The sequence below is a fragment of the Streptomyces sp. NPDC003379 genome (genome assembly GCF_053589195.1).
On the sequence record NZ_JBSFRK010000018.1, the window covers coordinates 130473 to 154436 of the forward strand.

General features: G+C 73.4%; 16 protein-coding genes, 1 tRNA gene and 1 pseudogene. 12 read left to right on the plus strand and 6 right to left on the minus strand.

The annotated features are described in order from the left end of the window. Positions 1-3: 3 nt before the first annotated feature. A complete protein-coding gene (locus ACWDVB_RS19930; protein WP_451519034.1) occupies positions 4-996 on the minus strand; it encodes a hypothetical protein in 993 nt (330 codons plus the stop codon). A gap of 236 nt (positions 997-1232) precedes the next feature. Between ACWDVB_RS19930 and ACWDVB_RS19935 the strand changes: the two genes are divergently transcribed. The 6 genes from ACWDVB_RS19935 (at position 1233) to ACWDVB_RS19960 (ending at position 9142) form a co-directional block, all read left to right on the plus strand. Then, positions 1233-2696, plus strand: a complete 1464-nt coding sequence (locus ACWDVB_RS19935) for an FGGY family carbohydrate kinase (protein ID WP_451519033.1) — start codon at positions 1233-1235, stop codon at positions 2694-2696. Then, positions 2693-4141 carry an FAD-dependent oxidoreductase gene (locus tag ACWDVB_RS19940; RefSeq protein ID WP_451519032.1) on the plus strand — a complete coding sequence of 483 codons (1449 nt, stop codon included), beginning with the start codon at positions 2693-2695 and terminating at the stop codon, positions 4139-4141. Before ACWDVB_RS19935 ends, ACWDVB_RS19940 begins: the two co-directional genes overlap by 4 nt. After that, the gene (locus ACWDVB_RS19945; protein WP_451519031.1) at positions 4138-5361 is read left to right on the plus strand and encodes an NAD(P)/FAD-dependent oxidoreductase; all 1224 of its coding nucleotides are present in this window, start codon (positions 4138-4140) and stop codon (positions 5359-5361) included. The genes ACWDVB_RS19940 and ACWDVB_RS19945 overlap by 4 nt, the downstream gene beginning before the upstream one ends. A 140-nt stretch (positions 5362-5501) precedes the next feature. Continuing rightward, the gene (locus ACWDVB_RS19950) at positions 5502-6002 is read left to right on the plus strand and encodes a MarR family winged helix-turn-helix transcriptional regulator (RefSeq protein ID WP_451519030.1); all 501 of its coding nucleotides are present in this window, start codon (positions 5502-5504) and stop codon (positions 6000-6002) included. Between the two features lie 232 nt (positions 6003-6234). Further along, the gene (locus tag ACWDVB_RS19955) at positions 6235-7422 is read left to right on the plus strand and encodes a thiolase family protein (protein WP_451519029.1); all 1188 of its coding nucleotides are present in this window, start codon (positions 6235-6237) and stop codon (positions 7420-7422) included. Between the two features lie 205 nt (positions 7423-7627). Next, positions 7628-9142 (plus strand): long-chain-fatty-acid--CoA ligase, encoded by a 1515-nt coding sequence (locus ACWDVB_RS19960; RefSeq protein WP_451519876.1) that lies wholly within the window; start codon positions 7628-7630, stop codon positions 9140-9142. Between the two features lie 30 nt (positions 9143-9172). Here ACWDVB_RS19960 and ACWDVB_RS19965 read toward each other — a convergent pair whose 3' ends face one another. Both ACWDVB_RS19965 and ACWDVB_RS19970 read right to left on the minus strand, forming a co-directional pair. Beyond that, positions 9173-11242 (minus strand): MDR family MFS transporter, encoded by a 2070-nt coding sequence (locus tag ACWDVB_RS19965; protein WP_451519875.1) that lies wholly within the window; start codon positions 11240-11242, stop codon positions 9173-9175. Positions 11243-11862: 620 nt separating this feature from the next. Beyond that, positions 11863-12258: pseudogene (locus tag ACWDVB_RS19970) on the minus strand (DUF309 domain-containing protein); the annotation flags it as partial. A 107-nt stretch (positions 12259-12365) separates the two neighbouring features. Between ACWDVB_RS19970 and ACWDVB_RS19975 the strand changes: the two are divergent. Further along, positions 12366-12439, plus strand: a tRNA-Pro gene (locus ACWDVB_RS19975). 69 nt (positions 12440-12508) lie between these two features. Here the strand turns inward: ACWDVB_RS19975 and ACWDVB_RS19980 are convergent. Then, positions 12509-15337 carry a hypothetical protein gene (locus ACWDVB_RS19980; RefSeq protein ID WP_451519874.1) on the minus strand — a complete coding sequence of 943 codons (2829 nt, stop codon included), beginning with the start codon at positions 15335-15337 and terminating at the stop codon, positions 12509-12511. Between the two features lie 121 nt (positions 15338-15458). Between ACWDVB_RS19980 and ACWDVB_RS19985 the strand changes: the two genes are divergently transcribed. Both ACWDVB_RS19985 and ACWDVB_RS19990 read left to right on the plus strand, forming a co-directional pair. Beyond that, complete coding sequence (locus ACWDVB_RS19985) at positions 15459-17738, plus strand: sensor histidine kinase (RefSeq protein ID WP_451519873.1); 2280 nt, start codon at positions 15459-15461, stop codon at positions 17736-17738. Positions 17739-17751: 13 nt separating this feature from the next. Beyond that, positions 17752-18429, plus strand: coding sequence for a response regulator (locus ACWDVB_RS19990; protein WP_451519872.1), 678 nt, complete (start codon positions 17752-17754; stop codon positions 18427-18429). A 62-nt stretch (positions 18430-18491) separates the two neighbouring features. Here ACWDVB_RS19990 and ACWDVB_RS19995 read toward each other — a convergent pair whose 3' ends face one another. Together ACWDVB_RS19995 and ACWDVB_RS20000 are read right to left on the minus strand one after the other, a co-directional pair. Then, the gene (locus ACWDVB_RS19995; RefSeq protein WP_451519607.1) at positions 18492-20057 is read right to left on the minus strand and encodes an alkaline phosphatase D family protein; all 1566 of its coding nucleotides are present in this window, start codon (positions 20055-20057) and stop codon (positions 18492-18494) included. Next, positions 20054-20632 (minus strand): phosphoesterase, encoded by a 579-nt coding sequence (locus tag ACWDVB_RS20000; RefSeq protein ID WP_451519608.1) that lies wholly within the window; start codon positions 20630-20632, stop codon positions 20054-20056. The genes ACWDVB_RS19995 and ACWDVB_RS20000 overlap by 4 nt, the downstream gene beginning before the upstream one ends. Before the next feature lie 51 nt (positions 20633-20683). On the opposite strand from ACWDVB_RS20000, the gene ACWDVB_RS20005 reads away from it, so the two are divergent. From ACWDVB_RS20005 to ACWDVB_RS20015, 3 genes are all read left to right on the plus strand, one after another. After that, complete coding sequence (locus ACWDVB_RS20005; protein ID WP_451519609.1) at positions 20684-20839, plus strand: hypothetical protein; 156 nt, start codon at positions 20684-20686, stop codon at positions 20837-20839. A gap of 166 nt (positions 20840-21005) precedes the next feature. After that, positions 21006-22913: a protein-arginine deiminase domain-containing protein gene (locus ACWDVB_RS20010; RefSeq protein ID WP_451611981.1), complete on the plus strand. Its 1908-nt coding sequence runs from the start codon at positions 21006-21008 to the stop codon at positions 22911-22913. Between the two features lie 388 nt (positions 22914-23301). Further along, positions 23302-23886, plus strand: a complete 585-nt coding sequence (locus tag ACWDVB_RS20015; protein ID WP_451519611.1) for a hypothetical protein — start codon at positions 23302-23304, stop codon at positions 23884-23886. Positions 23887-23964 lie beyond the last annotated feature (78 nt).

Below are 23964 nucleotides of genomic sequence, written 5' to 3' on the forward strand. Positions count from 1 at the left end.
GGCCTAGCCCGGTCCGCGGGAGACGGCGGAGCAGCGGGCGCGGGCCTGGACGAAGACCTCGGCGGCCGCGTCCGCGTCGCCGGGGGAGTGCGTGCGGTACGTCCACGGCACGACCGTGTAGAAGGGGTCGAGCGCCTTGAAGACCCGTGACGCGTCGTGGAATTGGTGCGCGCCCCACAGCGCGTGCGCCAGGTGGTTGAGGTCGAGGAGCGAGGTCGCCGAGGGCAGCGCGTGGTCGAACCACAGCTGCAGGGCGCGCAGCGCGGCGCGCGTGGCGTCCTCCGAGATCCAGTGCAGGTCCAGCGCCCGTTCGTGGCCGGCTTCCCTGCGGTAGCGCTCGACCCGCACATACAGCGGCAGCAGATGGAGCGGCGAACCGGCGGGAGCGGCCGCCGCCGCCCACTGCACGAAGTTGTACGCCTCGGTGAGCGGGCCCCGGGCGTGGCGCCCGTACGCGAACTGCAGCATCCGGTGGTACGCCTCGCGGTTGCCGGGGTCGCGCTTGTCGGCCTCGGCCAGCAGCTGCCACGGGCCGGGGAAGAGCATCGGCTCCGGAGGCGCCACCCGGTGCTCGTCCCACCGCTGCCCCACGTCCAGCTGGGCCAGCGCGAGCAGACAGATCCACGGCACGGGGTCCTCCGGCGACAGGGACGACGCTGCGGCGCACGCGGCGACCGCGTCGCGCCACAGGTCGTTGGTGTGCCGGTGCCCCGCCCGGTGGGCGCGCAGCGCCCGCTCCACCAGGACCCTGCTGTGCAGGACGGCCGCCGACGCGCTGCGCGGCTCCTCGGCGCGCCAGGCGAGCACCACGTCGGAACCGGCGACGGCGGCCGCCAGTATCTGCGTACGTTGTGTCCACAGACCCCAGTCGGGCGTCTCGGTCAGCAGATTGCGCGTGGAGACCCAGCGGCCCGCCTTGAGGTCCTGGAGCACCGCGCGCAGCGGTTCGTCGTGGCCCGCCGGGTGGTACACCGGGCGGCCTGACGGCATGGGCATGAGTCCTCTGTTGGGGGAAGAGGGCGGAGGGAGAGTGTGAACTGGCGGGGTCAGCTGAGGGGTTGACGATGCTGCTCGGCGGTCAGTGTAGATCCGGCCTTTCCGGTTTCAGGGCACTTCCTGGATCTTTTATGACCCACTTCTGTCAAAGCGGCGCGCCGATCGGTCAATTGACGTGCCATTACTGACGTACCGATCCCTTGACGCCCTCCGGCCCCCTGTAGCAGGCTTCCGCGGTGATCACCTATGAGCGGTCTCCGGCGCGGCGGCCCGTGCTCGCCGTCGACCAGGGCACCTCGGGGACGAAGGCCCTCGTGGTCTGCCCGGAGCGCGGCGTGATCGGCTCGGGCGCCGCCGACGTGCGCCCCCGCTTCCTGCCCGGCGGCCTGGTGGAGGTCGACCCCGCCGAACTGCTCTCCTCCGTTGTCGACGCCGGACGGCGGGCACTGGCCGACGCGGGCGAACCGGTCGCCGCCGTCGGCCTCGCCAACCAGGGCGAGACGGTCCTGGCCTGGGACCCCGGCTCCGGGGAACCGCTCACCGAAGCCCTCGTCTGGCAGGACCGCCGCGCGGCGCCGATCTGCGCCGAACTCGCCCACCAGGCCGAAGAGTTGAGAGACCTCACGGGCCTGCCGCTCGACCCCTACTTCGCCGCGCCCAAGATGGCGTGGATACGCCGCCACCTCACCCGGCGGGGTGTGGTCACGACCAGCGACGCCTGGCTGGTCCACCGGCTCACCGGCGCTTTCGTCACCGACGCCGCCACGGCGGGCCGCACCCAGCTCCTCGACCTCGACGACGTCACCTGGTCACCGCGCGCCCTGGACCTCTACGGCCTCGCCGGGGAGCGCCTGCCCCGCGTCGTCGACGCCGCGGGGCCCGTCGGCACCACCACCGCCTTCGGCCCCGAGATCCCGCTCACCGGGCTCCTCGTCGACCAGCAGGCCGCGCTGCTCGCCCAGCACGTGACGGAGCCGGGCGGCGCCAAGTGCACGTACGGAACAGGGGCGTTCCTGCTCGCCCAGACCGGCGAACGGCCCCGCCGCGGCGGTTCGGGCCTGGTCAGCTGTGTCGCCTGGCGGCTCGACGGGAAGAGCAGCTACTGCCTCGACGGGCAGGTCTACACCGCCGCGTCCGCCGTCCGCTGGCTCACCGACCTCGGTGTGATCGGCGGCCCCGAGGACATCGACCCCGTGGGCTCCGCCGTCCCGGACGCGGGCGGCGTCACCTTCGTGCCCGCCCTCGTCGGCCTCGCCGCCCCCTGGTGGCGTGGCGACGTGCGCGGCTCGCTGACCGGGCTCGGCCTGGACACCACCGCCGGGCACCTGGTCCGCGCCCTGTGCGAGGGCATCGCCGCGCAGGTCGCCTCGCTCGCCGACGCGGTGGCGGCCGACCTGGGCGAGCCCCTGACGAGCCTGCGGGTCGACGGCGGCCTGACCCGCTCGGCGCTGCTCATGCAGACCCAGGCGGACCTGCTCCAAATACCCGTCGAGGTCTCGGCGTTGCCCGATGTCACCGCGCTCGGCGCGGCCGCCGTCGCCCGTATCGGCCTGGACCCCGCCCTCCCGCTCGCCGACGCGGTCCCCGCCTGGCGGCCCGCCGCCGTCTACGAACCGCGGATCGGCGCGGACCGGGCGGCCGAGCGCCTCGCGGGCTTCCGTTCGGCCGTGGCGGCACTTCTCGAACGCGGACCCTCATGAAGGGGGCCGGAGCGGAAGCCGGGAGCGCCGGGCGGGTGCTGCGGCGCGGGGCGCCGCCGGACGTGACGTACGACGTGACCGTGATCGGCGCCGGAGTCGTGGGCGCGGCCATCGCCCGCGAGCTGGCCCGCCACCGCGGCCTGCGCATCGCCCTGGTGGACGCCGCGAACGACGTCGGTGAGGGCACGTCCAAGGCCAACACGGCGATCCTGCACACCGGCTTCGACGCCGTGCCCGGCTCCCTTGAGTCACGCCTCGTCCGCGAGGGACAGTGGCTCCTCGCCGCCTACGCCGCCGAGTCCGGCATCCCCGTCGAGCCGGTCGGCGCACTGCTCGTCGCCTGGGACGAGGGTCAAATGGGCGCCCTGGGAGGCTTGTTGGACAAGGCCGTCCGCAACGGCTACGGAGCAGCGAGGATCATCGGTCCCGAGGAGGTCCGGGCCCGCGAGCCGCACCTGGGGCCCGGCGCACTCGGCGCCCTCGACGTTCCCGGCGAGAGCATCATCTGCCCCTGGACGACCACCCTCGCGTACGCCACTCAAGCGGTGCGCGGCGGCGTCGACCTGCACCTCAACTGCCGCGTCGAGCATGTCGACGCGGCACCGGACCGGCATGAGCTGGCCACGAGCCGCGGCCCCCTGCGCACCCGCCACCTCGTCAACGCCGCGGGCCTGCACGCCGACGCGATCGACCGCCTGCTCGGCCACGACGACTTCACCGTCACCCCGCGCCGCGGCCAGCTCATCGTCTTCGACAAGTTCGCCCGCGGGCTGCTGCGCCACATCCTGCTGCCCGTCCCCACCGCGCTCGGCAAAGGCGTCCTGGTGGCCCCGACCGTGTACGGAAACGTCCTCCTCGGGCCCACCGCCGAGGAGCTGGACGACAAGACGGCCACCGGCTCGACCGCCGAAGGCATCGCCGCGCTGCGCGAGAAGGGCCGCCGGATCCTCCCCGAACTGCTTGACGAGGAGGTCACCGCCGTCTACGCAGGACTGCGCGCCGCCACCGAGCACGACGACTACCGCATCAGCGCCCACAAGGAACAGCGCTACGTCACGGTCGGCGGCATCCGCTCGACCGGACTCACCGCCTCCCTGGCCATCGCCGCCCACGTCACGGAACTCCTCGGCGCCACGGGCCTGGACCTCACCGGGACCAGGGACCTGCCGCCCGTCCGCATGCCGAACCTCGGCGAGGCCTTCCCGCGCCCCTACCAGCGCGCCGACCTCATCGCCGCCGACCCCGCGTACGGCACCATCGTCTGCCACTGCGAGCGGGTGACGCTCGGTGAGATCCGCGACGCCCTCGCGGCGACCGTCCCGCCCGGCTCGCCGGACGGGCTGCGGCGCCGCACACGGGCGCGTGGCGGACGCTGCCAGGGCTCTCACTGCGGGGCCCAGGTGCGGGAACTCTTCGAACAGGGCCGGGAGGCGGTGTCCGGATGAGGCGTGAGCGCATCGTCGACGTGCTGATCGTGGGCGCGGGACCGGCGGGCCTCGCCACGGCCGTGGGCCTCGCCGGGGCGGGCGCGGGCGAGGTCGAGGTGGTCGAACGGGAACAGCGGGCGGGCGGCGCCCCGCGGCACCGCGCGCACGGCGGGTTCGGCCGCCTCGGGACGACCGGGCCGCAGTACGCGGAGCGCTGTGTGGCGGCGGCGGTGGGCGTCGGCGCGGTGCTGCGGACCGGCGTCACCGTCACGGACTGGTCCGGCCCGCTCACCGTGGACACCACGAGCCCGCTCGGCCTGGAGCGGATCACCGCCCGCGCCATCGTCCTCGCCACGGGGGCGCGCGAACGGCCGCGCGGCGCACGCCTGGTGCCGGGCACGCGACCCGCCGGCGTCTACACCACGGGGGAGCTGCGGCGGGCCGTCCACGTCCACCGGCAGCCGATCGGCACACGGGCCCTCGTGGTCGGCGCCGAGCCGGTGAGCTTCGCCGCCCTGGACACGCTGCGGCTCGCCGGGGTCGAGGTCGCCGCGCTGGTCACGGAGCACCCGCGCCACCAGGCATCGCCGGGCCGCGCCGCCGATGCCCGGCTGCGGCACGGCATCCCCCTGCTCACGGACGCCACCGTCACCGAACTCCTCGGGCGAGGGCGTCTGTCGGGGGTCCGGCTGCGGCACCGGGACGGCAGGACGGCGTACGTCGCCTGCGACACGGTGGTCTTCACCGGCGATTTCGTCCCCGACCACGAGCTGGCCCGGCGCGGCGGCCTGCCGCTCGACCCCGGCACGCGCGGCCCCGCGGTCGACAGCGCCTTCCGCACCGCCGAGCGGGGCGTCTTCGCGGTGGGCGACGTACTGCACGCCGTCGAACCCGCGCGTGTGGTGACGCGCGAGGGCGCGGCCGTCTCCGCCGCCGTGCGGCGCTACCTCTCCGACGGCGACTGGCCCCCGGCCTCGGTCCCGCTGCGGGTCACGGCCCCGCTCGCCTGGGTCGCCCCCAACCGGCTGACCCTGGAGGAGCCCGGCGACGGGTTCACCCTGCGGACGACGGAGTTCGTCACGCGTCCGACGCTGGAGATCACGCAGGACGGCAGGACCCTGCACCGCGCCCGCCGCCGACGTCCGGCGGTCCCCAACCGGCCTCTCCGTATCACCGGGAGCTGGGCCGACCGGGTGGATGTGCGCGGCGGCGCCGTACGGATCTCCCTCGCGCCCTGAGGCTTCGGCCGGACCCATTAACCTTCAGCGGACCCAATATCACGGCGGCGGTAGCGGACTCGCCCTGCCCCCATGCCACGTCCACCCGAACAACATAAGAAGCTTACATAAGTAAGCGACGCATTCTTAGAGTGGACGACATGTCGAACGACGAACTGCACACCGCCTTGGCCGGCGCCCCGGACGCCGACCTCAAGAGCGACTCGGACAGCGCCCTGGACGTGGAAGCCTTCACCTCGGCGCTGGAGAACTTCAACCGCTTCTACATCCGCCTCCCGGTACTGGAGAAGCTTCCGTTCACGACTCTGTCGGTGCTTGACACCCTCGCGTTCGGCGGCAGCCCGAGGCGGCTGACCGAGCTGACGAAGACCGAGCAGGTCAGCCAGCCCGGCATCACCCAGCTGATCAACCGCCTGGAGCGGGACGGCCTGGTGGAGCGCCGCCCCGACCCGAGCGACGGCCGTGCCGTCCTGGTCCACATCACCGACGCGGGCCGCGAGGTCGGCCGCTCCCGCCGCGCCGACCGGTCGCGGCACCTGCGACCGCTCGTCGAGCAGCTGACCCCCGAGCAGCGCCGGGCGATCACGGACGCCCTGCCCGCCCTGACCCGCCTCGCGGAACTGGGGCGCGCGCAGTCGTAGGCGGCGGGGCCGAGGCGGGGACCTCGGGGACCTCCTCCCCAGCCGCTCCCCGGCGGCGCCTCCTCCCCGCAGCCGCTTCCCGGCGGCGCCTCCTCCCGCAGCCGCTCCCTCTGCGGGCGCCTCTTCCCACAGCCCCCGCCTGCGCATAGACTCCAAAACTAGCAGCGCTAATTAACGCAGCGGGACCCACAGTCCACGCAGCGAGACCCGCAAAACGATCCGGAGCCGTATCGTGCGCACCGTCCACTTCGCCGCCGCCCGCCGCACCCCCATCGGCAAGCTCCGCGGCGCCCTCTCTCCCGTCCGCCCCGACGACCTCGCCGCAGGCGTCGTACGAGGACTGCTCGCCGACATACCGCAGCTGGACCCCGCCCGGATCGACGACATCTACTGGGGCGCCGCCAACCAGTCGGGCGAGGACAACCGCAACGTCGCCCGCATGGCCGCCCTCCTCGCCGGCCTCCCGGAGTCCGTGCCCGGCGCGACCGTCAACCGGCTCTGCGCCTCCGGGCTCGAAGCCGTCACCACCGCCGCACGCACCGTCGCCGCCGGTGAGGCCGACATCGTCCTCGCGGGCGGCTCCGAGTCGATGAGCCGCGCCCCCTTCGTCCTGCAACGCCCGGACGAGGCGCTGCCGCACCGCATGGAGACCGCCGACACCCGCCTCGGCTGGCGCCTGACCAACCCGAGGATGAAGGAGCTGCACGGCGTCCTCGCGATGGGCGAGACCGCCGAGGAGGTCGCCGAGCGCCACGACGTGTCGCGCGAGCGCCAGGACGCCTTCGCGCTCCGCAGCCACCAGCGCGCCGCGGCCGCCCGCAAGAACGGCCACTTCGACGACGAGCTGCTCCCCGTCACCCGGCCGGACGGCATCGTCGTCGACACGGACGAATGCGTGCGCGAGGACACCTCGTACGAGAAGCTCGGCGCCCTGAAGCCCGTGTTCCGCAAGGGCGGCACCGTCACCGCGGGCAACGCGTCACCGATGAACGACGGCGCCGCGGGACTGCTGCTCGTCAGCGAGGAGGCCCTGAACGACCTGGGCCTGGAGTCCCTCGGGCGGTACGCCGCCGGGGCATCGGCGGGCGTGCACCCCGACGTCATGGGCATCGGGCCCGTCCCCGCCACCCGCAAGGCGCTCGACCGCGTCGGCTGGAGCGTCGGCGACCTCCAGGAGGCGGAGTTCAACGAGGCGTTCGCCGCCCAGGCCCTCGCCTGCGTCGACGCCCTCGGCATCGACCCGGAGCTGGTCAACCCCTACGGCGGCGCCATCGCGCTCGGCCACCCCCTCGGCTGCTCCGGCGCCCGCATCCTCACCACGCTGCTGCACCGGATGCGCCGCACGGGCGCCTCGCGCGGCCTCGCCACCATGTGCGTGGGCGTGGGCCAGGGCAGCGCGCTCCTCGTCGAGCGCGACTGAACCGGCGGGCGCGACTGAACCGGCGGGGCGCGCCGCCGCCGTCGGCGCGCCCCGCCGAGCAACGGTCCGAGCAACGGTCCGAGCAACGGTCCGAGCAACGGTCCGAGCAACGGTCCGAGCAACGGTCCGAGCAACGGTCCGAGCAACGGTCCGAGTAGCAGTCCGAACCACCGCAAGGCCGCACGGAAACGGAGCACCACCCGCCATGGCAACGCTGTCCCTCGCCGCGATCCTCGCCGAACCCGCCCGCCGCCACCCGGACCGCACCGCCCTCGTCGAAGGCGAACTGCGGCTCTCCTTCAAGGAGTTGTGGCGCGAAGCCCGCACCCAGGCCGCTGCCCTCGCGGAGCTCGGCGTGCGGCCGGGGGACCGCGTCGCCCTGATGGCCCCGAACACCGCCGAGTTCCCGACGGCCTACTACGCGATCCTCGCCGCCGGGGGAGTGGTCGTCCCCGTCCATCTGCTGCTCGCCGCGGAGGAGGTCGAGCACGTCCTGCGCGACAGCGGTGCGAGCCTCCTCCTCTGCCACCCCGCGCAGGCGCCGACCGGCGCGGTGGCCGCCGAGGCCACCGGCGTACGCATGCTGGAGCTGGGTGCGAAGGGCGAGCTGGAGGAGCTGGCCCGTGACGCCGAGCCCCTGACCACGTACGTCACCCGCGACGCCGACGACCCGGCCGTCATCTTCTACACCAGCGGCACCACCGGCGTCCCCAAGGGCGCGGTGCTCAGCCACTTCAACCTCGTGATGAACGCGACCGTCAACGCCTTCGACGCCAACGACGTCCGGCCCGACGACGTCGCGCTGGGCGCGCTGCCCCTCTTCCACGCCTTCGGCCAGACCGTCTCCATGAACTCCACCTGGCGGGCCGGCGCGACCCTCGTCCTGCTGCCCCGCTTCGACGCAGCGCGCGCCATCGAACTGATGGTGGCGGAAGGGGCGAACACCTTCCACGGGGTGCCCACCATGTTCGTGGGTCTGGTGGCGGCCGCCGCTACCGCCCCCGAACTCCCGAGGCTGCGGCTGTGCGTCTCCGGCGGCGCCTCGCTGCCCGTCGCCGTCCTCGAACGCTTCGAGGAGGCCTTCGGCACGCCCGTCTACGAGGGGTACGGGCTCTCCGAGACCTCCCCGGCCGCCTCCGTCAACCAGCCCGACTTCGGTACGAAGGCGGGCAGCATCGGCCACCCGCTGTGGGGAGTCGACGTGGAGATCACCCGGGCCGACGTCGACGACCGCGTAGAGCTGCTGCCCACCGGCGAGCTCGGGGAGATCGTGGTCCGCGGCCACAACGTCTTCTCCGGCTATCTGGGCCGCCCCGAGGCCACCGCGGAGGCGCTGGTCGACGGCTGGTTCCGCACCGGCGACCTGGGCACCAAGGACGCCGAGGGCTTCCTGACCATCGTCGACCGCAAGAAGGACGTCATCATCCGCGGCGGCTTCAACGTCTATCCGCGCGAGGTCGAGGAGGTCCTCATGCGCCACCCCGACGTCGCGCAGGCCGCCGTGATCGGCCTGGCCCACCCCGTCCACGGCGAGGAGATCTGCGCCGTCGTCGTCGCGGCGCCCGGCGCGGCCGGGGACGCGGACGCGATCGTCGCGTGGTCGAAGGAACACCTGGGCCGCCACAAGTACCCGCGCCGCCTGGAGTTCACCGACGCGCTCCCGCTCGGCCCCAGCATGAAGGTCCTCAAGCGGGAACTGCGCACCCACTACACGACGTGACTCCGTGGGTGGGACCTCGCTGAGCCCCGTTCAGCGGCGCGCGGCCGAGGTACCCGCCGTCTCGGAGGCGAGACCCTGCTCCAGGTCCTCCGCGAGCAGCCGCTTGGCGATCGTGTCCACCGCCGCGGTCAGCTCCTCGTCCGGCGGCCGTCCCAGGTCCTTCTCGATCTCCTCGGCCAGCCAGGACGACCACGCCCCGGCGATGACCTCCGCCTCCCGCGCTCCGGCGGGCGTGTGTGAGAAGTACGTACCGGTGCGGGTCAGATACCCCTCCTCGACCATGCGGTCGAAGACCGGCACGAGCACCTCGGCCGGAATCCTGCGCCGTGCCGCGATCAGCCCGAGACTGGCGTACCCCACCATCCGGGTGAAGAGCGAGACCTGCATGACCGCCCAGGCGCCCGCGATGTCCAGACGGGTGTCGGAGCCCTGGATGATGCCGCGCGCGGTGTTCATGCCGACGTTGCGGACGATCCCGGCGACGCTCCGCTCCAGGACGTGCCCCGAGTCCCCGGTGCTCGGCTGCGCGAAGCCCTCGCCCATGTCGGGCGCGCCCATGCGCGCGCTGTCGCGCAGCTCCACCTGTTTGAGGAAGAGCGCCACCAGGAAGCCGAGGAGCGCCACGGGGACGGTCCACAGGAAGACGGTGTGCAGCGTGTCCGCGTACGCCTCGACGACCGGCGCCGCCGCGGGGCCCGGCAGGTCGTGCAGCCCCTGCGGGTTCTGCGCGGCCTTCGCGATCGTCGCGGGATCCGCGGCGCCCGTACCGGCGGCCGCCGCTACCCCGTCCTTGAGGTTCGGCGCGAGGGTGTTGGCGTAGATGGTGCCGAACACCGCCGTGCCGAACGAGCTGCCCAGCGTACGGAAGAAGGTCACGCCCGAGGTGGCGGTGCCCAGATCCGTGTATGGGACGGTGTTCTGCACGGCGATCGTCAGGACCTGCATGCACAGGCCGATGCCGGCGCCGAGCACGAACATGTACAGCGACTCCAGCCACGCGCTCGTGGCGCTCCCCATGAGCGAGAGCAGATAGAGCCCGAGCGCCATCACCAGGGCGCCGACGATCGGGAAGATCCGGTACGTTCCCGTCTTGCTGACCACGTTGCCGCTGAAGATGGACGCGATGAGCAGCCCGACCACCATGGGCAGCGTCCGCACGCCCGAAACGGTGGCCGAGTCCCCGTCGACGTACTGCAAATACGTCGGCAGGAACGTCATCGCGCCGAGCATCGCGAAGCCCACGACGAAGCTGAGGATCGAGCAGACCGTGAAGACGGGGTTGGCGAAGAGCCGCATCGGCAGCATCGGCTCGGCGGCGCGCGTCTCGACGACGCAGAACAGCGCCAGCGCGATCAGCCCGCCGGCGAACAGCCCGATGATGGCGGGCGACCCCCACGCGTACTCGTTGCCGCCCCAACTCGTCGCCAGGATCAGCGCGCTCGCCCCGATCGCGACGAGCGCGATGCCCATGTAGTCGATGACCGGCCGCGCCGCCGACTTCACGAGGGGGATCGTGCGGGCCGCCGCGATGACGACGACGATCGCGATGGGTACGTTCACATAGAACGCCCAGCGCCAGGTCAGATGGTCCGTGAAGAGCCCGCCGAGCAGCGGTCCGATCACGGTGGACACTCCGAAGACGGCGCCGATCGCGCCCTGGTACTTGCCGCGTTCGCGCAGCGGGATGACATCGGCGATCAGCGCCATGGACGTGACCATCAGGCCGCCCGCGCCGATGCCCTGCATCGCCCGCCAGGCGATGAGCAGCGTCATGTTCGTCGACAGACCGCACAGGAACGACCCGGTGATGAAGATGACCGCCGAGACCTGGAAGACGACCTTCCGCCCGAACAGGTCACCGAACTTGCCGACCAGCACCGTGGCGACGGTCTCCGCCAGGAGGTACGACGTCACCACCCACGACATGTGCTCCGCCCCGCCCAGATCGGACACGATCGTCGGCAGCGCCGTGCCGACGATGGTCTGGTCGAGTGCGGCGAGCAGCATCCCCAGCATGATCGTCACGAAGACGACGTTGCGGCGGCGCCGGTCGAGGACGGGCGGCGCCTGTGCCGCGGCGGCGGCCGGCTGATCGGTCATGGTCACACGGCCACCCTCACACCGGGCCGGGGCCCGTGCATGCGGGGCAAGGCCGGTCCGGTGACGACGGACCGGCCTCGCCCCGGCTACCCGGCCGCGTCCCCGCGCAACCGCGGCGCGTGCGCAGCCGCGTCCACCGCAGCCTCTTCCCGCTCCAGCAGCGCCGCCAACGCCTCGGCCCACCGGAGCAGTCCCGGGACGTCGATTCCGTACGGCTCGTGCGGCCTGTGCGGCCTGTCTCGCTCGTGGGGCTCGTCCGGCCCGTGCGGCCTGTCTCGCTCGTGCGGCTCGTGCGGCTCGTGCGGCCTGTCCGTCCCGTCCGGCCTATCCCGCTCGTCCGGCTCGTGCGGCCTGTCCGTCCCGTCCGGCCTATCCCGCTCGTCCGGCTCGTCCGGCCCGTCCGGCCCGTACTGCTCGCCCCGCTCGTCCAGCCGGTGCAGCCCGTGTGGCCTGTCCCGCTCGCGCGGTCGGTGCGGCTCATCCGGCCTGTCCCGCTCGTCCGGCTCGTCCGGCTCGACCGGCTTGTGCGGCTCATCTGGTCCGTCCGGCTCGTCCGGACCGTCCGGGCCGTGCGGTTCGTGCGGTTCGTACTGCTCCTCCCGCTCGGCCGGTGCGTTCCTCCTATCCACTGCGGCGTGCCAGGCCTGGACGGCGTCGGCGCCCCGGAGTAGCAGTCGCGCCCCGCCCTCGGTGTTGCCGCGGGCCGCGTGGGTCAGGCCGACGGCCAGTTGGGCGAGTCCCTTCCACAGGGCCCGCTCCGTTTCCGGGCCGGACTTCCACGCGTCCTCGAACACCTCGTGCGCGTGGAAGGGCCGCCCCGCGTCCAGCAGGGCCTGTGCCTCGGTGACGGAATCCTCGGGCGCGCGCACGACCCCCTCGGGCTGCCGGGCCACGCCGTCCGCGCCGTACGGCAACGGCCGCCCCAGCCCATCGCGCGGCCGCTGGTTGCGGGCCCGGCCCTCCGCGTCGCGATCGCGGTCGGGGCCACTGTCGTACGGTCGAGGTGGAGTGCTCATACGTCGATTGTCGCGCGTACCTGACGGCGGTCACCGGGGAACGGAGCACCCTCGTACGTGCGGTAGAGTTCTACTTGTGATCACGCGGGGCACCGCACCGAACACACCGGGACGTGGCGCAGCTTGGTAGCGCACTTGACTGGGGGTCAAGGGGTCGCAGGTTCAAATCCTGTCGTCCCGACTCGTGAGAGTCGCAGATCAAGGGGCCGTTTCAGAGCAATCTGAAACGGCCCCTTGATCGTTCTCGACGTCATGCGCCCCGGACGTGGAAGGTCACCGTGCGCGCCGCCGGGGCATGCGCGTGGTTGAAGGCCCGGATCAGGACCGTGTGCCGTCCCGGCCGCAGCCGCGCCGTCGCCGTCAGTCTCCCGTCGGCCGGGTCGAAGCGGTGCGGGACCCGGCTTCCGTCCACCTCGACGGTGATCCGTTCCGCACGCACACCGGACACCGCGTCCCTGACGCGCGCCGTGATCCGCACATCCGGGCCACCGGCCCCGGCCCCGACGCCCGCGGCGGGCACCACCCGGTCGATCACCCGGTCGATCACCGGGGCGAGAGCGGGCTGCTTGCCGGGGCGGTCGCCCGGCCGGCCGCGGCGGCGCTGGATGCGGGCGACGGACGGCGGCACGGGCTCGGCACCGAGCAGGGCGTCGAAGACGAGCGGCAGGTCGACGCCAGGACGGACCTTCTCGCCGGCCGTGACGGTGAACTCCACGCCCACCCGGCCCCGGGCGGGGACCCGCGCCCGCGCCCGCCGAGGCGTCACCGACCAGCCGCCGAAGGCCCGCGCGGTGACCGTGACGGTCTCCGGTGTGCCGTTGAAGTTGTAGACGTCGAGCGTCATGCGCGTCACGGCGCCGAGCCGCTGGCCGAGTGGTGGTGCGGCGTCCCCGTCCGCCTTGCCGGGCGCGGCGTTCGCGGCCGCGTAGCGCTGGCTGAGGACGATGTGCTCCGCGGGCGGGAGCGGACGGCGCCGCACCCGGTCGTCACCGGCCGTGGGCCGCGGGCGGCGCGGCGGCGGGGCGTCGGTGACCAGGTAGAGGGGGTCGCGGGAGGCGGCGACCCGTACCGTGCCGCGCGCCGAGCGGGGCGGGGTGCCGCGCGCGGCGCCCATGATGTCGTACACCCGCGTCGCCCCGTCCGGCACCGGCACGTCCACGTCCCGGGGCTTCCCCGCGCACACCACCGTCACCGTCCGCCCGGCGCCGTCCCCGAACACGAATCCCGCCGCACGCGGCAGCAACTCAGCCAGTGTTCCGGCGTAGTTGGCCTCGCCGAGCAGCCCGGTCAGCGCCGCGTACGCGCTGAACGCGGGCAGCGGTTGTAGGTCGCGGCTGAACAGCGCGAACGACACGCCCTCGTCGGTGCACGGCGGCCCGCAGAACCAGAAGTGCCGGTCGGTGCCCGCCGCCAGGCTCTCCACCGTCGACAGGACGAGATAGCGGGCCTGGGTGCGTTGCATCGCCGGGGAGAGGTCCGTGCCGGGCTCGGCCGGCAGGAACGTCCCGGACTCCGTCATCCAGAGCGGCGTGTCCGCCCCGAACCGGTCCCGCAGCTCCCGCTGGTCGTCCGCCGCCGACGGGAACTCGGGGTCGGTGTCGTCGAGCGGCGGATAGCCGTGGAAGCTCCACACGTCCGCGTACCGCGCCACGTCGTTCTGCAGCATCAGCTCCTGGAAGTCGCCCTCCTGCGCGATGCCGGGAAGCACCACCGGCGGCCCGCCCGGCTGGTCCGCGATGCCGAGCGCCACCGCCTTGACGTACGCGGCGTGCTGGTCGCCGGTGCTCGCGGTGGTGTCCACGTCGGGCTCGTTGGAGAGCTGGAGCGCGTCCGCGGTGACCCGCCTGCCCCGCCCCGCCAGGTGCCGGGCGTAGCGGTAGGCGTCCCGCAGGTCGGCGGGGAGCGGCACCGACGTCGGCGTCAGCGCCCAGTCGGGCGGCGGCGAGACGACTTCGAGGACCTTGAGCCCGTGCTCGTGGAAGACCTCGACGACCGACTCGTGCAGGTGGCTGTCGAACGGCCCGCCCGGCCGGCGCTGGGCCGCGGGCCAGGCACTTCCGTCGCGTACGTGGCGTACGCCCATCGCGGCCGTCGCGGCGGCGAAGGCGGGCAGCAGGGGCGGCGGCACGAGGGCGTGGGTGGCGACGTTCACGCCGAAGCGGTTGGCGGGACCGCGGACGGCCCGGCGCGGCGGCAGGTGCGCGAAGTGGCCGACGACCCGGTCGTCGGGCCCCGGGCTCAGGGCCGCCACGACCCGGTAGTTGCCGGGTGCGAGAACCGGCAGCGGAGCGTCCGCTTCTCGGGTGCGGGCCGGGACGCGCACGGTCCCGGACGCCACCTCCCGGGCGAAGTAGTCGATGACGCGGTACGTCACCGTCAGATCCCGCGGTGCCGCCGCGTTCAGCCCGAGGCGCAGCGCCGCCCCGGCCCCGCCGCGGTAGTGGCCGAGGTTGTCGGGCGGCCCCGCGAGCCGCACGGACGTCAGTGCCACGGGGACGGGTACGAGCGTGAACTCGTCGAGGAGGAAGCGGTATCCGGTGTAGTCGTCCAGGACGGTGGGTCCGTCGACCGTGAACGTGAGGGTGTTGGCGCCCCGGCGCAGTTCGACCTCACCGAGAGTGAGGCGGGACAGGTCGCCCCAGGCCTTCGGGGACTCGTACCAGTACGGCTGGGAGCGGGTGACGGGCCGCGCCGGACCGTCGTTGACGGTGATCCGGACGTACGAGCCGGTCTCCTCGATGTGCGGCTGCTCCACCGGAACCGTCGCGACCGCCCTCAGCAGATACGGTCCCGCCTTCGGGACGTCCACGGAGTACGTCGCGTACCAACCGCCGTGCGGGGGCGGCGCTTCGGCGGTGGCGAGGGCGAGGAGCCCACCCCCGGTCGCTCTCGGGTCCCGGGCCGTGGGAATCGTGGTGCGGGCCGCGCTCTCGCCCTGCACGGTGATCACGGGGGCGTCGCTCTGTTGGGTGGCGCGGAGGTTGCCGGGCGGCGCGGTCCTCGCCGCGGCGGCCGTGGCCGTCAGGGCGATCCCTGCGGCGAGGCCGCCCGCGACAGCTGTGCGTCGGTCGATGCTCATGCTTCCAGGACACCGTGGTTCGGCCCGGGTCACGTCCTGCGTGGGCAGGGCGTTGCCCCCGGCCACGGGGTGCACCTCGCCTCCACCTTCGGGTGGAGGCCGCCGCCGGTAGGGTCGATGTGTGGGACGGGGAGCTGGGGGCGGGGGTAGGCCGGGCGCAGCGGTGGGCACGGCGGCGGCGGGGCGGCGCCTCGGCGGTGCCGACGCGGTGTTGCCGGTGGCGCTGTTGGCGGGGCAGTTGCTGGTGGTGTTCCTCTCGGGCGCGCTCACGGACGGGACGCCCGTGGTGACGTTCGCGGAGGCGCCCTGGGAGGCCGGGGCCGCGGGTGCGGGCGGCGCCGGGGATGCGGGTGCGGGTTCCGGTGCGGGTGGTGCGGCCGGGTGGCAGGGCCTTCTCGGGGTCCTGGTGGTGGCCGTCGTCGCGGTCGTCCTGACCGGGCGCCGCAGGGCGCCGGTTCCGGTGTTCGCGGTTGCCCTCGTCGCCGACGGTGTCACAGAGGCGCTGCTGCCGCAGACTGTGGTGACGCCCGCGCCGGCCTGCGCGCTGTGGATCGCCCTGTTCTCCCTCGCCACCCACGACTCCGCACGCCGCGCGCTCGGTGCCGCCGTCCTCGCCACCGCCGTCCTTCCGCTGCGCGGGATCCCGCTTCCCGGCATCGAGGACCCGGCGTCGGGGCCGCTGCTCGACGACCTCCTCGCGGGCGCCCTCCTGCATCTGGCGATCGTGCTCTGCGGACGCCTGCGCCACCACCGCACCGCCCGCCGCGCGCGGCTCCTCGCCCGTCTCGCCGAGGTGGAGCGCGAACGCCGCGCCGCCGTCGCCGCCGAACGCGAACGTCTGGCCCGCGACCTGCACGACGCCGTCGGCCACCATCTGACCGGCGTCGCCGTGCAGAGCGCCGCGGCCCTCCGCCTTGCCGCCGCCCGGCCCGAACTGGCCGCCCCCGCCTTGGCGGCGGCCGCGGAGTCCGGCCGGGACGTCCTCGCCGCCCTGGGCAGCCTCGCGTCCGTCGCGGGCGTCGCGTCCGTCGCGTCCGTCGCGGGTGACGAGACTGGGTCGCCCGACGCCCCGCCCCACGAGTCCGTCCGGCACCTGTGCGCGGGCCTGGAACGCCTCGGCTTCCCCGTCACCCTCACCATCGAGGGCCGCCGCCCACGCGACCTGCCGGGCGAGACGTCCGTCGCCGCGTACCGCATCGTGCAGGAATCCCTGACGAACGCCATGCGGTACGCGGCGGGCGCGCCCGTGGCGGTGGCCCTGCGCTACGAGCGGCACGCCGAAGGGGAGTTACGGGTCACCGTGGCCAACGGGCGACCGCCGGGAGCGATGCGGGCGGCGGCGACCCAGGGCGCGCCGTTGGGCACGGGACGGGGGCTCGCGGGGATGCGGGAGCGGGCGGGACGGGTAGGGGGACGGCTGGCCGCGGGGCCGACGGACGAGGGGGGCTGGACGGTCGAGGCGACCCTGCCGCTCCCCGGGTTACGCCCGCGGGTTCGCGCCCGGATCGCGGACGCGGTGGCGCTCGCGCTGTGCGTGGCGCTGCCCCTGCTGCTGTCCACCGCTCCGCCGAGCGCGGTTCTCCCGGAGCCGACGATCGGCCATTTCGCCGTGCTGCCGGCTTTGTTGACGCTCCACGCGGCACCGCTCCTCGCCCGTCGGCGTGCACCCGCCACGGCCCTGGCCGCGCTCCTCACGACGACCCTCGGCTGGTCGGCCGCATGCTCCGCGGGGCTGCTCGACTTCGCCTTGCTGGGCCCGCTCGCCTTCGCGTGGACGGCGGAGCTGATCGCCCTGTACGCGGTCGGGGCGTACGGTGCGGCCCGCGTGACGTGGCCCGCGCCAGTGGCGGTCGGCCTGGCAGGCGGCCTCGGGGTGGGGCTCGCGGTGGCGGGCGACCCCACGGAGTCGGCGGGCCCCGGCGCGGTACCGCTGCTCGCGGCCCTCGGGCTCGCCGCGGTGCCCTGGCTGCTGCCCGTCTGGGCACTGGGCCTGCTCGCCCGCGCGCGGCGCGGCGAGGGCGGCCCGTGGGAGCGCCGGCTGCTCGACGCCGTCGCCGCGCGGGTCGGCGAGGCGGTGACGGACGAACGACGCCGGGTCGCCACGGGCCTCCACGCGACGGTCGTCGCCCACACGGTGTCCCTGGTACGCCGAGCCGAGACTGGCCTGAGCCTGGCCGCCTGCCCCGAGGCGGATCCCGGCCCGACCGGCGACCCGCGCAGAGCCCTGGCGGCGACCACGGAAGCGGCACGCGCGGCGTTGGCAGGGCTACGGGAGTTGCTGGATGCGATGGAGGAGCCCGGGGCGGCGCAGCCCCTGCTTCCGAGGGCAACGGCGCCGCCACACCTTCGAAAGGGGCGGACCCATGACGAAGACAGACACACGGCGGAGATGAACCCATGACAGGGAAGGCCATATGAAGGAATCGACGGTACGCGTGCTCGTCGTCGACGATCAGGCCGTCGTCCGTGCCGGTTTCGCCGCGGTCATCGACGGCGAGCCGGACCTGACCGTGGCGGGCCAGGCGGCGGACGGTGGCGAAGCCGTCGAGCTGGCGCGCACGTGCCGCCCGGACGTGGTTCTCATGGACATCCGCATGCCGGGCATGGACGGACTGACGGCGACGCGCCTGCTGACCACGGTGGAACCGCCCGTACGCGTCCTGGTTCTCACCACGTACCGCCGCGACGAGTACGTCTTCAGCGCGCTGCGCGGCGGCGCCTCCGGATTCCTGCTCAAGGACTGCGAACCGCAGGAACTCGTCGACGCCATCCGCACGGTGGCCGCGGGCGAGGCGCTTCTCGCCCCCGAGATCACCCGGCGCCTCATCGACGCGTTCGCCACCGGCGCCGTCGCCCCGCGGGCCCGCCCCGACGGCCGCCTCGACGCCCTGACCGGCCGCGAGCGCGACGTGCTGCGCGAGGTCGCACGCGGCCTCAGCAACACCGAGATCGCCGCGTCCTTGGGCATCGGCCGCGCCACGGTCAAGTCCCACATGAACGCCCTGCTCGCCAAGCTGTCCCTGCGGGACCGCGCACAGGCGATCATCTTCGCGTACGAGGTGGGGCTCACGAGCCCGGGGGATCCGCGGTGAGGCGTACGCCCGAAGCCGACCGGCGGGGGCCCGTCGGCCGGCCGGTCGGCTTCGGGCGCGATCTAGTCCCTGCGGTACTGCGCAGCCGACCCCTTGGTCCCCTCGTCCTCGTACGAGCCGACCTCGCCGCGGTCCACGTGGAACTTCGTCAGCGTGGTCACGGGCGAGTCCGGGTCGCGGCGGTCGCCGATGACGCGCATGTGGGCGGTGAAGCGCCGGGGCGTCACCTCGTACACGTCGTAGCCGTACCGGTTGCCCTCGAAGTACTTCAGGTGCGGGTTGGCCTTGCCCATGAGGGGGCCGTTGGTGGTGTTCCACTCGGGCGAGTAGGCGCCGGAGGTCACCGAGTGGGCGGTGAACTCCGTGCCCACCAGGGGCGAGTCGGGCTGGTCGAAGTCGGTGCGGACGTCGTCGACGAACGCCGAGTGCCAGTCGCCGGTGATGACGACCAGGTCCTCCAGGCCGCTCTTGTGCACGTGCCCGAGGACCTCCTTGCGCTCGGCGAGGAAGCCGTCCCACTGGTCGGTGAACATGTACGAGCCGCCCGGCCTGCCCCGTAGCTGGCTCAGCATGATCGAGTTGGCCCACACGTGCCAGGAGTCCGGGGCGCGGTCGACGGTGCGCTTGAGCCAGGCCTTCTGCTCGGCACCGAGGATCGTGCCGTCGGGCAGGTTCTGTGCGGAGCGGTACGAGCGCAGGTCCAGGACGCTCAGTTCGAGCAGGTCGCCCCAGCGGCGTACGCGGTGGATCTCGGGGTCGGGCAGGGCCATGCCGCCGAAGGAGTCGCGGTGCGGCATGTGCTCGAACCACGCCTGGTAGGCGGCCGAGCGGCGGCGCATGAACGCGGCCCCGCCCCCGGTGCCGCTGTAGTCGTTGACGACCTCGTGGTCGTCCCAGGTCAGGAACCACGGATGGGCGGCGTGCGCCTCGCGCAGCGACTTGTCGCCCTTGTACAGGGCGTGCCGCTTGCGGTAGTCGGCGAGCGTGAGGATCTCCGGCCCGTCGTGGTCGCGTACGTGTTTCTCCGGTACGCCGCCGACCTGGCCGTGCTCGTAGATGTAGTCGCCGAGGTGCACGACGAAGTCCACGTTCTCGCGGGCGATGCCGCGGTGCGCGGCGTAGAAACCGTCGTGGAAGGCCTGGCAGTTGGCGGCGGCGAAGGTGACCTTGGAGATTCGGCCGCGCGGCGCGGTCTTCGTACGGCCGACGCGGCTGGTCCTGCCGAGCACCTTGAACGCGTACCAGTAGTGGCGGCCGGGCGCGAGACCGCTCACCGGCACGTGCACGCTGTGGCCGAGCGTCGCGGACGCCGGCGCGGTGCCGCGGGCGACGACGTGCCGCAGCCGGGAGTCCTTGGCGACCACCCAGTCGACCTCCACGACCTCGGGAAGTCTCTGCTCGGCGGCGAGCGGTTCGGGCGCGAGTCTGGTCCACAGGAGCACCGAGTGCGGCTGCGGATCGCCGGAGGCCACACCGAGCGTGAACGGCGCCCGGTCGTACTCGGCGCCCAGCCGCTCGGCCGCCTCACGGGCCTGTGCCGGGGTGAGCCCTCCCGCCAGTGGCCAGGCGAGGTTCAGCGCACCGGCAGCCGCGGCGGCCTTCAGCAGATCACGGCGGTTGACGGTCATCGGTGGCCTCCGACGGCGCTGAGGGTGAGGGAGAGGGCGTCCGCGTAACCGTCGTTGGAGGTGCCGCCGCCACTGCGGGTGAAGACGAGGAGCAGCCGCGCCGAGCGGGCGGTGGGCGGCACCGCGGCTTCGGCGGTCCGCTCCACAAGGCCCGTGCGGCCCTCACGGTCCCCGGCGCCGACGGGGCCGAGCACGCTCAGGGCGACCGGCGTGCCCTTGGCGTCACGGAACTCCACGGAGAGCCGGGCGCCGTCCTCCTGCCCGGCGTACCCCCCGAGCCAGGCGGACACGGTGTAGCGCACCCGCCCCGCGTCGACGGCCCGCCGCCCGGTCCGGCCGGTCCTGGGCAGGGAGATGTCCTGGACCAGGGCGGTACGCGCGCTGTTGCCGCCCGAGAAGAAGCGGCTGCCGCGCCGGGCCGGACCGGGGTCCGACGCGGTCGGATAGCCACCGCCGAGGCTGTAGGCGATGAGCGCCGGGGCTCCCTGGGCGACCTGCCAGCCGCGGACCTTCGCGACGGGGTCGGCGGTACCGCCCGCCCCGCTCTCCGCGTCGCCGTTGACGACCAGATTCACGCACGCCTCCTGTGATCGTTGGGTTGAGCGCGGTCAGCCCACCAGCCGCGCGTGAACCAGGAGAAGCGTTACGGCGAATTCTGTTACGTCCACGTCCACGTCCACGTCCACGTCCACATCCACGTCCGCATCCGCATCCGCATCCGCATCCGCGCCGACGGGCCGCGCCTCGCCCCCGGTTGCCGTTGTCCCGTACGAATCCTGTGATCCCGAACAAATCCCGACGCCCTGACAACCTCACCGGTCCCGCGCGCCTCCTTAAGGTCAACGGCCCTGGCTGACCGACCAGCTGACCACCTGACCAGAGGGCCGGGAACAGAGGAGGGGAACTGTGCCTACGCACAGATGGAGAAGCGTCGCTCTTGCGACCGGTATGGCCGGGGTGCTCGCGGCCACGGGAGCCACGGCCATGGCCGAAGCCGACGCCCCGGACGCACCGTCCCAAGTGCCCGATATGCGCGCCGATGTGAACCGGGACGGCAGCGTCGACGTGGAGGGCACGAGCGACTCGGCGGGCGAGAACACGTGGACGGCGCGGCGCGGCGCGATCGTGCTGCCGAACGTCGACGACGACGCGAAGCGCTGCCCGGTCAAGGACGCCCATGGCAGACCCCTGTCGGACGCGAAGCTGGCCCGGTGCAACGACGGGTCCGACACCAAGGTCAACGGCGCGCGTGACGCGGCCGACCTGGCCCGCCTGAAGACCGTGCCGCTGACCGGGATCCCGGCGGGCAGCCACGGCACCGTCAAGGCGATCGGCGTCGGCACCAAGAAGGCCCACCTGTTCATCAAGCGCGACGGCCGCTGGTCCCTGCTGCGGCCCGCCGACCGGCTGTCCGCCGCGGAACTGCGCGCCGGAGTCGAACTGGGCGTCGAGGCCACGGACGTGGTGCGCGACGCCCAGAAGTGGAACGGAGAGGTGAAGGTCCGCTTCACGGTCACCGGCGGCGGCACGCCCCGCTCCGACGACGTCGTGCTGCGCACCGCGCCCGTCCTGACCCACCACCACCTGCAGCGTGCCCAGGAAGTCCTCGTCACCAAGATGAAGGGCGCCGGAGCCTACGGCCGTGACCAGCGCAAGTTCGTCAAGGAACTCGCCAAGCAGGTGAAGGACGCCGGCATCGACAAGCCGCTGACGACCTTCACCAAGTACGACGACCCGTGGGCACAGGACTTCGTCGAGCCGGCCTACGCGAGCATGCCGGGCCCGGGCGGCAAGCAGCGCACGATGCGGGTCATGATCCGGTCCGCGCAGCCCGACCGGGACGCGGGCCGTGAGCTGTTCGAGAAGCTGCGCGGCCCGGACGTGGGAGTGGTGCAGGTCGGCAAGCCGACGGTGAACGAGGAGTGGACGCTCAACTCCATGGGCAACCTGGAGACCATTCCGCCGTACACGCTGAACGGCAAGAGCTACCCGGCAGGCCGCATCATCCAGGGCTACCGGGCCGACTCCGGCTCCAAGCCCGCCAAGTCGATGCGTACGTTCCTGTCCTCGCAGGGAGTGCAGGCGCCGCTGCTGCTCGACACGTCGTGGCTGGCGGTCGGGCACGTGGACGAGTTCGTCCAGTTCCTGCCCGCCGACACCGAGCGCGGCTGGCGCATCGGCGTCGCCGACCCGGCCGCCGGGGTGGAGCTCCTCCGCAAGGCCAAGCGGGACGGGCACGGCGGGAAGAAGATGTTCTCCGTCCCGCGTGGCAGCGACGTCCCCGCGCCCAAGGAGACCATCGACCAGGTGCTCGCCAAGGCCTCGTTCCACGCCGACAACAAGGTGGCGGCCCAGCGCATCAAGGCCAACCTGGACATCCTCAAGCGCGAGACCGGCGTCACCGACGCGGAGATAGTGAAGGTGCCCGGCCTGTACACGCGGGACTCCGACGCGAGCGGAGACCTCAGCGGCAGCCGCAAGCTGCGCCGCATGGGCCCCGAGGCCCTGGAGAAGTTCAGCCAGCTGCGCGGCGCCGACGAGACGCGCCGCGGCCGGGACTCCGAGGGCGGTGCCGCGAGCAGCGCCGCCGCCGTCCGGCCGAACAGCGCCTACGTCCCCGGCGCGGTCAACGGCGTCCTGCTGAGCCCGACCCGCTATCTGGCACCCAAGCAGTGGGGACCGGTCATCGGCGGCCGGGACATATTCACCGAGGCGGTGAACTCCGTATACGCCAAGGCGGGATTCACCACGACCTACATCGACGACTGGTACACGTACCACCTCGGCATGGGTGAGGTGCACTGCGGCACCAACACGCTGCGGGACACCCGCGCGCCGTGGTGGCCCACGGCATAACACCCTCCGGCGGGCCCGGCACGCCATCACGGGTGCCGGCCCCGCTCACACGCGCTCCCGGCCCCGCTCACACACGCGCCCCCGGCCCCGTCGCACGAGCGGTCCCCGGCCTGCGCGTGGCCTCAGGCCCGCAGGTCAGGAGGGGCAGGCCCCTCGCCCCTCGCGGACGGGCGTGTCGTAGCGTGTCGGCATGTCCACGCCGCCTCAGTCCGGGGGTTTCCGCCCCGCCCCGCCCTCATACGGGCAGCCGCCGCAACCGCCCTACGCCCCATACCCCGCGGGCCCCGGGCCCGCCCCGTGGGGCGCCGCTCCGCCTGTGCCTCCGCCGCCGCCCCGGCGCAGAACCGGCAAGATCCTGGGCATCACCGCTGGCGCCGTAGGAGTGCTCGTGATCATCGCAGGGGCCGTCGTGTTCGTGAATGGCGGTGGTGGGTTCCCCGAGGCGGAGTACCGCTTGACCGTGCGGCCCGAACTGGTCGACGGAGCGTACAAGTTGACGCAGGACCTCTCCGAGACCACGGGCCGGGCGATCGTCGAGGAGAACCGGAGCCGGGCCAACGTCCGTGACCCGAAGGCGGTGGTCGCCCAGTACAAAGGCCAGGGCGAGCAGGAAGGCGCTGTCATGGTCGTCTCGGGGATGTCCGGGCGGTTCAGGGACCCCGCCGCGGCGCGGGCGGACGTCATGGAGGGCGCCACCGAGGGGCAGGGCGCCGTGGTCGCGGTGCCCGCGCGGGACATCACACCCACGGGATCGGACATCACGGTGAGTTGCCAGGTGCTCACCCAGGAAGGGGGTGCGGGCGGTGTTCGGAGCAATGTGCCGATCTGCGCCTGGGGCGATGACAACACGGCGGTGGGCGTGGGCTTGATCACGGACGCGAACGCCACCCAGGACCCCGAATCGGTCGACCTCGACGAACTCGCGCGGACGACCCTGCAGGTACGCGAGGAGATGCGCGAGCCCATCGGATGACCCGGCAACAGGCAGGGTGATCGAACCTTGGCCCGGCAGGCGCACGCAGCACGGATCCCGCACGGTCCCGCACGGTCC

Excerpts from the sequence above, each read along its gene's own strand:
- ACWDVB_RS19930 (WP_451519034.1), bottom strand. The coding sequence starts at position 996 with ATGCCCATGCCGTCAGGCCGCCCGGTGTACCACCCGGCGGGCCACGAC.
- ACWDVB_RS19940 (WP_451519032.1), top strand. The coding sequence starts at position 2,693 with ATGAAGGGGGCCGGAGCGGAAGCCGGGAGCGCCGGGCGGGTGCTGCGG.
- ACWDVB_RS19945 (WP_451519031.1), top strand. The coding sequence starts at position 4,138 with ATGAGGCGTGAGCGCATCGTCGACGTGCTGATCGTGGGCGCGGGACCG.
- ACWDVB_RS19950 (WP_451519030.1), top strand. The coding sequence starts at position 5,502 with ATGTCGAACGACGAACTGCACACCGCCTTGGCCGGCGCCCCGGACGCC.
- ACWDVB_RS19960 (WP_451519876.1), top strand. The coding sequence starts at position 7,628 with ATGGCAACGCTGTCCCTCGCCGCGATCCTCGCCGAACCCGCCCGCCGC.
- ACWDVB_RS19965 (WP_451519875.1), bottom strand. The coding sequence starts at position 11,242 with ATGACCGATCAGCCGGCCGCCGCCGCGGCACAGGCGCCGCCCGTCCTC.
- ACWDVB_RS19980 (WP_451519874.1), bottom strand. The coding sequence starts at position 15,337 with ATGAGCATCGACCGACGCACAGCTGTCGCGGGCGGCCTCGCCGCAGGG.
- ACWDVB_RS19990 (WP_451519872.1), top strand. The coding sequence starts at position 17,752 with ATGAAGGAATCGACGGTACGCGTGCTCGTCGTCGACGATCAGGCCGTC.
- ACWDVB_RS19995 (WP_451519607.1), bottom strand. The coding sequence starts at position 20,057 with ATGACCGTCAACCGCCGTGATCTGCTGAAGGCCGCCGCGGCTGCCGGT.
- ACWDVB_RS20010 (WP_451611981.1), top strand. The coding sequence starts at position 21,006 with ATGGCCGGGGTGCTCGCGGCCACGGGAGCCACGGCCATGGCCGAAGCC.